We start from the raw sequence: 9,144 nt of genomic DNA, 5'->3' as shown, positions 1-9,144 counted from the left end.
CCCCCCCGCGCCCCGCCCCCCACCCCCCTGCACCCCACGGCGCCGCCCTGCGCGGCGCCCGCCGCGAACTCGCCGGCGCGGGCGACACCGGCGGCCTCGGCGCGGAGCGCACCGCCCCGCTGGCCGGCCTGGTCGCCGCCTTCATCTTCGCCGTGCAGATGCTGAACTTCCCCGTCGGCGCCGGCACCAGCGGCCACCTGCTCGGCGGAGCACTCGCCGCGATACTCGTCGGCCCCTGGACCGGCGTCCTGTGCGTCTCCGTGGTCCTGCTCATGCAGGGCATCCTGTTCGCCGACGGCGGCCTGACCGCCCTCGGCGTCAACATCACCACCATGGGCGTGGTCACCGTCGTCACCGCCTACGCCGTCTTCCGCGGCCTGCTCGCCCTGCTGCCCGCCAAGCGGCGCTCGGTCACCGTGGCCTCGTTCGCCGCCGCCCTGGTCTCCGTACCGGCCGCCGCCGCGTTCTTCACCGCCCTCTTCGCCATCGGCGGCACCACCGACGTCTCCGTCGGCAAGGTGCTCACCGCGATGGTCGGCGTCCACACCCTCATCGGCATCGGCGAGGGCGCGATCACCGCCGCCACCGTCGGCGCCGTCCTCGCCGTACGCCCCGACCTCGTGCACGGCGCGCGCGGCCTGACCACCCCGCTCAAGCTGCGCATCGGCGGCGAGCTGGTCGACGCCCCCGCCGCGGCCCCGGCCGCCCCCGCCCCGGCCCGGTCCGCCGCCGCGCTGTGGGCCACCGGCCTGGCCACCGCCCTCGTCCTCGCCGGCGTCGTCTCCTTCTACGCCTCCGCCGACCCCGACGGCCTGGAGAAGGTCGCCGCCGACCACGGCATCGACCAGCGGGCCCAGGAGCACGCGGCGGCCGGCTCCCCGCTCGCCGACTACGCGGTCAAGGACGTCGCCGACGAGCGGCTGTCCGGCGGCCTCGCGGGCGCGATCGGCGTCGGCGCGACCGTCGCCGTCGGCACCGGCGTGTTCTGGGCCGCCCGCGGCCGCCGCCGCGCGGACGCGGTCTGAGCAGGAGACGTACCCATGGGCGCCGGCCACAGCCACCTCCTGCACCGACCCGGGCACTCGCCCGTGCACGCACTGCCTCCGCACTGCAAGATCGCCGCCACCTTCGGCTTCGTCGTCCTGGTCGTGGCCACCCCGCGCGAGGCGATGTGGGCCTTCGGCGCGTACGCCGTCCTGCTCGGCGCCGTCGCCGCGACCGCCCGGATCCCGGCCGGCTTCCTGCTGAAGCGGCTGCTGATCGAGATTCCGTTCGTGGCCTTCGCGCTGCTCATGCCCTTCGTCGCGGAGGGCGAGCGGACCCCGGTCCTCGGCCTGTCCCTCAGCGTCTCCGGCCTGTGGGGCGCCTGGAACGTGCTCGCCAAGGGCACCCTCGGCGTCGCCGCGTCCGTCCTGCTCGCCTCCACCACCGAGCTGCGCGCCCTGCTGACGGGCCTGCAGCGGCTCGGGCTGCCCTCCCTGCTCGTCCAGATCGCCTCGTTCATGATCCGCTACGGCGACGTCGTCACGGCCGAGCTGCGCCGCATGTCCGTCGCCCGGCGCTCGCGCGGCTTCGAGGCGCGCGGCGTACGGCACTGGGGCGTACTGGCCAGGACGGCGGGCGCGCTGTTCATCCGCTCCTACGAGCGCGGCGAGCGCGTCCACCTCGCGATGGTCAGCCGCGGCTACACCGGGACGATGCCGATGCTCGACGAGACCGCGGCCACGCGGGCCCAGTGGGCGTACGCGGCCGCACTGCCCGCCACGGCGCTCGCCGTCTGCGTGATGGGATACGCACTGTGAACCACACCCCCGCCAACCCTGGCGATGCCACGCCCTCGCTGGAGGTCTCCGGCCTCGCCTACGCCTACCCGGACGGCCACCAGGCCCTGTTCGGCGTGGACCTGACCGTCGGCAAGGGCGAGCGGGTCGCCCTGCTCGGCCCCAACGGAGCCGGCAAGACCACCCTCGTCCTGCACCTCAACGGCATCCTCGGCGGCGGCGTGGGCACCGTGACGGTGGCCGGCCTGCCGGTCGCCAAGCAGCACTACGCCGAGATCCGGCGCCGGGTCGGCATCGTCTTCCAGGACCCCGACGACCAGCTGTTCATGCCGACCGTGCGCGAGGACGTCGCCTTCGGCCCGGCGGCCGCCGGACTGCGCGGGGCCGAGCTGGAGGAGCGGGTGCGGGCCGCCCTGGACCGGGTCGGCATGGCGGACTTCGCCGACCGCCCGCCGCACCACCTGTCCTTCGGCCAGCGCCGCCGGGTGGCCGTCGCCACCGTGCTCGCCATGGAGCCGGAGATCCTGGTCCTTGACGAGCCCTCCTCCAACCTGGACCCGGCCTCGCGCCGCGAACTGGCCGACATCCTGCGCTCCCTGGACGTCACCGTCCTGATGGTCACCCACGACCTGCCCTACGCGCTGGAGCTGTGCCCGCGCTCGGTGGTCCTCAGCGAGGGCGTCATCGCCGCCGACGGCCCCACCCAGGACCTGCTGTGCGACGAGCCGCTGATGCGCGCCCACCGCCTGGAACTGCCCTTCGGCTTCGACCCGGCCTCGGTCGCGGTGGCGTAGGACCGCATGCGGCCGGGGCACGGCGAGCGGCATGACGCGGGCCGGACCGTGGCGTAGATCTCTTACCGGCCGGTAGTGGCATAACCGGCCACCGGGCTGCGTTGCACCCGCTCGTGGACATCCAGGGTGTGGTGGCGGAGGGCTTCGAGCCCGTCAGGGACGCGTTCGCGCGCAACTTCGAGGTGCTCGGGGACCGCGGCGCGGCCGTGACCGTGTACCGGGACGGGCGCCCGGTCGTGGACCTGTGGGCCGGTACCGCGGACGTCGACGGCTCCGAGCCGTGGACCGCCGGCACCGCCCAGATCGTCCGCTCCGCCACCAAGGGCGTCGCCGCCGCCGTCGTGCTCCTGCTCCAGCAGCAGGGCCTGCTGGACCTCGACGCGCCCGTGGGCTCGTACTGGCCGGAGTACAAGACGGCGGGCAAGGAGCACACCCTCGTCCGGCACCTCCTCGCCCACCAGGCCGGCGTACCCGCCCTCGACCGGGGGCTGACCCCCGCCGAGGCCGCCGACGGGGCGTCCGGGCCGCGCACGATCGCCGCGCAGGCCCCCTTCTGGGAGCCCGGCACCGCACACGGCTACCACGCCCAGACCTTCAGCTGGCTGCTGTCCGAGCTGGTGCTGCGGGCCACCGGCCGCACCCTGGGCCACATATGGGCCGAGGAGATCGCCGAGCCCCTGGGACTGGACTTCTGGATCGGGCTGCCCGACACCGAGACCCACCGGGTGGGCCGGGTGGGTGCCGTCGAACCGCCCGAGAGCGCCGGCCTGCTGCGGACCCGGCCGCGGCGCAACGTCTCCGAGGCCTACGCCGACCCCGCCTCCCTCACCCGCCGCGCCTTCGCCGCGATCGACCCGCTGCCCGACGAGAACGACCCCGGCTACCGGGCCGCCGAACTGCCCGCCTCCGCGGGCATCGGCACCGCCCGCGCCCTGGCCCGCTTCTACGCGGCCACCTTCGGCGTGGTCGAGGACGGCGCGCGGATCTTCACCCCGGCGACCACGGCGCTCGCCGGCAAGGAGTTCGCGGCCGGCCCGGACCGGGTCCTGGTCGTGAACACCCGCTTCGGCCCCGGCTACATGCTGCACGGCCCGGCCTCCCCGCTGCTCTCCCCGGCCTCGTACGGGCACCCCGGCCGCGGCGGCTCCCTCGCCTTCGCCGACCCCGACGCCGGCATCGGCTTCGGCTACGTCACCAACGCCCTGGCCAAGTCCGTCACGGCGGACCCCCGCGCCCAGGCCTTGGTCCGGGCACTGCGGGGCTGCCTGGGCGGCTGACGGGGCGGGCCGCTGCGCGGGGCCTTTCCCCTCCCCGCCCCTTCCCGTAACCGGGGCTCCGCCCCGGACCCCGTTCCGTACGCTCCGCGCCCGGTGCGCTCAAACGCCGCGCGGGCTGGGATGTGCCGCTGCGCGGCATATCCCAGCCCCGCCGGCGTTTGAGGCGCGGGGGTACGGGGGCGGAGCCCCCGGTTCGGGAAGGGGCGGGGAGGGGAAGAGGCCCCGCGCAGCGGCCCGGCCCCGCCTCAGGACCGCAGCACCGCCGCCACCACCGGCCCCGCCGCATCCCCGCCGTGCCCGCCGCCCTCGACCATCGCGGCCGCGGCGACGTCCCCGCTGAAGCCCGTGAACCAGCTGTCCGGGCTGCCCTTGCCGTCCACCTCCGCCGAGCCGGTCTTCGCACCCTTGTCCCCGCCGACCGAGGCCATCGCCCCGGCCCCGGTGCCGCTGACGGCCGTCTGCCGCATCATCCTCACCAGCTGCGCCGACACCGACGGCTTCATCGCCCGCGCGGCCTTCGCCAGCGGCCGCCCGTCCAGCCCGGCCGGGACGAGGACCGGCTGCCGGAAGACGCCCGTCCGCGCCGTCGCCGTGATCGAGGCGATGGTGAGCGGGTTCATCTGGACCTGGCCCTGGCCGATGTACGCGGCGGCCGCCGCCGGGCCGGAGACCTCGGGCACCTTGCCGTCGAACGACGGGATGCCGGTCTTCCAGTTGTCCAGGCCGATACCGAAGACCTCCCGGGCCTCGCGCGGCAGGGCCCCGTTGTCCTTGACGTCGTCGATCAGGCTGATGAAGGCGGTGTTGCAGGACCTGGCGAAGCTCGTGGCGAAGGTCTCGCCCTCCATCGCGAAGCCGCCGAGGTTGCGGAAGGGCTTGCCGTCCCAGGAGGCCGTGGGCGGGCAGGCCGCGACCTTGTCGGCCGCCACCAGGCCCCGGTCCAGCAGCATCGCCGCCGTCATGATCTTCAGGGTGGAACCGGGGGCCCGCGAGCCCTGCATGGCGGCGTTGAAGCCGTCCTTGCGGTTGTTGGCCACGGCCAGGATGTCGCCGGTGCTGGGCTTGACCGCGACCACCGAGGACTCCGGGTACTTCGCGACTGCCTTCTCGGCCGCCGCCTGCACGTTCGCGTCCAGCCGGGTCTCGATCCGGCCCGGCTCGCCCTCGGCCAGGGTCAGCAGGGTACGCCGGGGCGCGCCCGGCGCGGCCGGCTCGATCCACAGCTCGACGCCCGGCCTGCCGCCCGCCTTCGCGCCGTAGGTCTGGCGCAGCGCCTCCAGTACCGGCCGCAGCGAGGGGTACTTCTCGGCGGTCAGCTCCTCGCCGCCGCGGTCCACGGCCTTCACCGGCGGGGTCGCCGCCGTGCCCGCGCGCAGCTTCTCGTCGCGCTGGAGCTGGGGGTGGAGCACCGAGGGCTGCCAGTCCACCAGGGCCTTGCCGGTGGTGGCGCCGCGTACGACGGTCAGCTTGGACTCGTAGGCGAGCGGCTTGGTGACCCCCTCGTACGTCACCTCGGCGGTGACGGAGAAGGGCACGGTGGTCCCGGTCGGCGTACCGGGAGTGATCTGTGCCTTGGAGACGTGCGCGGCCGACCGGAAGCCGGCCACGGCCGCTTGCGCGGCAGCGTCGTTGTTGGTGAGCCCGGCCGCCTTCGCCGCGTCGCCGTCCGCCCAGGCCGCGAGGAACGCCGCGGCGGTGCCGGCGACTTCCTTCTCGGTCGGCGGCCCGCTGCTCTTCGCAGCCGCGGCCGCCGTACCGCTCGTGCCACCGCTGCCCGAGTCGTCGACCAGCGTGTACACCCCGTACCCGGCCCCCGCCACCATCGCCAGGAACACCCCGCCGACGATGGCGCCCTTCGCCGCCCCGTTCATGCTCATCCCCTCCCCAGGAGTCACAACCGTAACGGTTGCCTGAACATGTTCAACGGCTCAGGCCCAGGTGTCCAGCCACATCCGGCCATGCCACAGTCCATGGGCAGGGTCTGGCCGGTGTGGACCGGCCAGACGGTGGCTCAGACCCAGGTGTCCAGCCACATCCGGCCACGCCACGAGTCCATCGGCAGGGTCTGGCCGGTGTAGACGGGCCAGAAGTAGATGAAGTTCCACACGATCAGCAGGACCAGGACGCCCGCGCCGATCGCGCCGATCGCGCGCCGCCGTTCCGTCGAGCCCGCCGGCCCCAGCAGCGCGCCGATCATCATCGCCACCGCCAGGCACAGGTACGGGACGAAGACCACCGCGTAGAAGTAGAAGATGGTCCGCTCCTGGTAGTTGAACCAGGGCAGATAGCCGGCGGCCAGCGCGCACAGCACCGCTCCCGCCCGCCAGTCCCGCCGGAAGACCCAGCGCCACAGCACGTACAGCACGGCGAAGCAGGCCGTCCACCACAGCAGCGGCGTGCCCAGCGCCAGCACCTCGCGGGCGCACTTGCCGGCCTCCGTGGCCGGGCAGCCGTCCGTACCGGGCGCCGGGGACTCGTAGAAGTACGACACCGGCCGGCCCAGGACCAGCCAACTCCACGGGTTGGACTCGTAGGTGTGGCCCGAGGTCAGGCCCACGTGGAACTTGTAGACCTCCGTCTCGTAGTGCCACAGGCTGCGCAGCCAGTCCGGCAGGAAGGACCAGAAGCCGCCGTCGCCCTGCTTGGCCGCCCAGTCCCGGAAGTAGCCGCCCTTGCCGTCGTCCGGGCTGAGGAGCCAGCCCGTCCACGACGCCAGGTACACCGCGAACGCCACCGGCACGGTGGACACGAAGGCCGGCAGCGCGTCGCGCCGCAGCATCGCCGTGTACGGATCGCCGCCGCCGGCGACCCGGCGCGCCGAGGCGTCCCACATGACGGTCAGCACCCCGAAGAAGGCCAGCACCACCAGGCCGTTCCACTTGGTGCCGAACGCCAGCCCCAGGCACACGCCCGCCAGGATCCGGTACGGCCGCCAGCCCAGCCGCAGGGTCTCCGCGACCACCGCGTCCGGCCGGGTCCGCCCCTCGGCGTCCACCGGCAGGGCCGCGGCCAGCCGCGCCCGCGCCCGGTCCCGGTCGATCAGCAGCGCCCCGAAGGCGGCCAGCACGAAGAACATCAGCACCAGGTCGAGCAGGGCGGTGCGGCTCATCACCAGGTGCAGGCCGTCCACGGCGAGAAGCGTCCCCGCCAGGCAGCCCAGGAACGTCGAGCGGAACAGCCGCCGCCCGATCCGGCACAGCATCAGCACCGACAGGGTGCCCAGCAGCGCCGTCATGAAGCGCCAGCCGAACGGGGTGAAGCCGAAGAACCACTCGCCCAGCCCGATCACCCACTTGCCGACCGGCGGGTGCACCACGTACCCGGGGTCCAGCGGTAGCGCCACCCCGTCCGGGTTGGCGATGACCGACTTGTCGATGTCCTTGGGCCAACTCGCCTCGTAGCCCTGCCGAACGGTGGCCCAGGCGTCCTTGGCGTAGTACGTCTCGTCGAATATCACCGCCTTCGGGCTGCCCAGGTGCCAGAACCGCAGCACCCCGGCGACCAGCGCCACCAGCAGCGGCCCCACCCAGGCCAGCAGCCTCTCCACCGCGGCCCTGGCGGGGACGGGCACCCCCAGCGCCGTCCACAGGTGCACCGACGGCCGCGCGTACGGCGGGACCAGCCGCGCCCGCACGTCGTCCCGTACGTCGTCGCGCTCGGAGCCCCGCCCGGCGGGGCTGGTCGCGGGGGGCTGCGGCGGCATCGCGGTCATGGTCACCGGGTCATCGTAGGGAACGCGCCTGTGGGCGCGCCCCGGTACCGGTCCGCGGGCTGATCCGCGGGCTGAGAGGATGGGCCGGTGACACTTACGCAGACCGACCCGACCGGTGTCCTCGTCCTGGCCGGCACCCCCATCGGCGACCTCGCGGACGCCCCGCCCCGGCTCGCCGCCGAGCTGGAGCGCGCCGACGTGGTGGCCGCCGAGGACACCCGGCGGCTGCGGCGGCTGACCCAGGGCCTGGGGGTGCACACGACCGGGCGTGTCGTGTCGTACTTCGAGGGCAACGAGTCCGCCCGCACCCCGGAGCTGGTCGAGGCGCTGGCCGGCGGGGCGCGGGTGCTGCTGGTGACCGACGCCGGCATGCCGTCGGTGTCCGACCCCGGCTACCGGCTCGTCGCGGCCGCCGTGGAGCGGGACATCAAGGTCACCGCCGTGCCCGGCCCGTCCGCCGTCCTGACCGCGCTCGCGCTGTCCGGGCTGCCGGTGGACCGTTTCTGCTTCGAGGGCTTCCTGCCCCGCAAGGCCGGCGAACGGCTCGGCCGGCTGCGCGAGGTCGAGGCCGAGCGGCGCACGCTGGTCTACTTCGAGGCGCCGCACCGGCTCGACGACACCCTGGCCGCGATGGCCGAGGTCTTCGGCGCCGACCGGCGCGCCGCGGTCTGCCGCGAGCTGACCAAGACCTACGAGGAGGTCAAGCGCGGGCCGCTGGGCGAGCTGGCCGCATGGGCGGCCGAGGGCGTACGCGGCGAGATCACCGTCGTGGTCGAGGGCGCCCCCGAGGCCGCGCCCGGCGAGGTGGACGCCGAGGAGCTGGTACGCAGGGTGCGGGTGCGCGAAGAGGCGGGGGAGCGGCGCAAGGACGCCATCGCGGCGGTCGCGGCGGAGGCCGGGCTACCCAAGCGGGAGGTCTTCGACGCCGTCGTGGCGGCAAAGAATGCGGCACAAAAGGCGCCGTAGAACGGTAAAGAGCTAACCTGAAAAGCAAAGCTCGGACCGCGCACCGGGCGCTTCGGGAATGAGTGTCCCAAAGGCCGTCCAACACTCGACAGGGCCTGATGCGCTCCTGGCCGGATAGGCGTCCACTGGCGAAAGACACCAGCGGACCAGAGGAGCTGGCATGAGTGAGATCGCTGACACTCCGATTCCCGCCCCCGCGGCCCCGGCGCCTGTGTACCCCGGGGTCCAGATCGTCCACGAGGCCTATTCCTTCGCGTGCATGCGGTGCGGGTACGGCTGGGAGCAGTCGTACGAGATAGAGCACCACACGGACGCAAAGGGACAGCCGTTCATCATCTACAAGGCCGGCGGTGAACGGGTTCCGTCGCCGCTGTCCAACCCGACCTGCCACAACTGCGGCGGGCACGTGGTGCGGATCATGCGCGAGGGCCAGGTCGGCTCGGTGCTCGGCACGCTCGACCGGCTCTACCACCACGCGCGGATCGCACCCGGCATCGCCGGCCCGGTCCCGGCCACGATCGACGAGGCGTACGAGCGCCGGCGGCACGAGGGCCGGCGGCACGAGGGCCGGCGGCACGAGGGCCGGCACACCGGCCGGCACGCGGCGGGGGCGG

The 9,144-nt window shown here is 74.2% G+C and carries 8 protein-coding genes; 6 read left to right on the top strand and 2 right to left on the bottom strand.

Annotated features, from left to right (window positions below):
- The 4 genes from GPJ59_RS28980 to GPJ59_RS28965 form a co-directional block, all read left to right on the top strand.
- Positions 1-1,025 (top strand): energy-coupling factor ABC transporter permease (locus GPJ59_RS28980; protein ID WP_219670661.1); only part of this gene is annotated, 1,025 nt, incomplete at its 5' end.
- 15 nt (positions 1,026-1,040) lie between these two features.
- Complete coding sequence (gene cbiQ, locus GPJ59_RS28975; protein ID WP_219670660.1) at positions 1,041-1,802, top strand: cobalt ECF transporter T component CbiQ; 762 nt, start codon at positions 1,041-1,043, stop codon at positions 1,800-1,802.
- Complete coding sequence (locus tag GPJ59_RS28970; RefSeq protein ID WP_219670659.1) at positions 1,799-2,575, top strand: energy-coupling factor ABC transporter ATP-binding protein; 777 nt, start codon at positions 1,799-1,801, stop codon at positions 2,573-2,575. The genes cbiQ and GPJ59_RS28970 overlap by 4 nt, the downstream gene beginning before the upstream one ends.
- Positions 2,576-2,688: 113 nt before the next feature.
- Complete coding sequence (locus tag GPJ59_RS28965; RefSeq protein ID WP_219670658.1) at positions 2,689-3,852, top strand: serine hydrolase domain-containing protein; 1,164 nt, start codon at positions 2,689-2,691, stop codon at positions 3,850-3,852.
- A 245-nt stretch (positions 3,853-4,097) separates the two neighbouring features.
- On the opposite strand, the gene GPJ59_RS28960 is transcribed toward GPJ59_RS28965, so the two are convergent.
- The gene (locus tag GPJ59_RS28960; RefSeq protein WP_219670663.1) at positions 4,098-5,723 is read right to left on the bottom strand and encodes a penicillin-binding transpeptidase domain-containing protein; all 1,626 of its coding nucleotides are present in this window, start codon (positions 5,721-5,723) and stop codon (positions 4,098-4,100) included.
- Between the two features lie 140 nt (positions 5,724-5,863).
- Positions 5,864-7,555: a dolichyl-phosphate-mannose--protein mannosyltransferase gene (locus GPJ59_RS28955; RefSeq protein ID WP_258025074.1), complete on the bottom strand. Its 1,692-nt coding sequence runs from the start codon at positions 7,553-7,555 to the stop codon at positions 5,864-5,866.
- 96 nt (positions 7,556-7,651) lie between these two features.
- On the opposite strand from GPJ59_RS28955, the gene rsmI reads away from it, so the two are divergent.
- Both rsmI and GPJ59_RS37900 read left to right on the top strand, forming a co-directional pair.
- On the top strand, positions 7,652-8,530 hold the full coding sequence (gene rsmI / locus GPJ59_RS28950; RefSeq protein ID WP_219670657.1) for a 16S rRNA (cytidine(1402)-2'-O)-methyltransferase: 879 nt from the start codon (positions 7,652-7,654) through the stop codon (positions 8,528-8,530).
- Between the two features lie 160 nt (positions 8,531-8,690).
- Positions 8,691-9,144 (top strand): hypothetical protein (locus GPJ59_RS37900; protein ID WP_374200937.1); only part of this gene is annotated, 454 nt, incomplete at its 3' end.

The sequence above is a fragment of the Streptomyces bambusae genome (genome assembly GCF_019400985.1).
In the GTDB taxonomy this organism is placed as follows: Bacteria; Actinomycetota; Actinomycetes; order Streptomycetales; family Streptomycetaceae; genus Streptomyces; species Streptomyces bambusae_A.
This window is presented reverse-complemented; position numbering and strand designations above follow the sequence as displayed.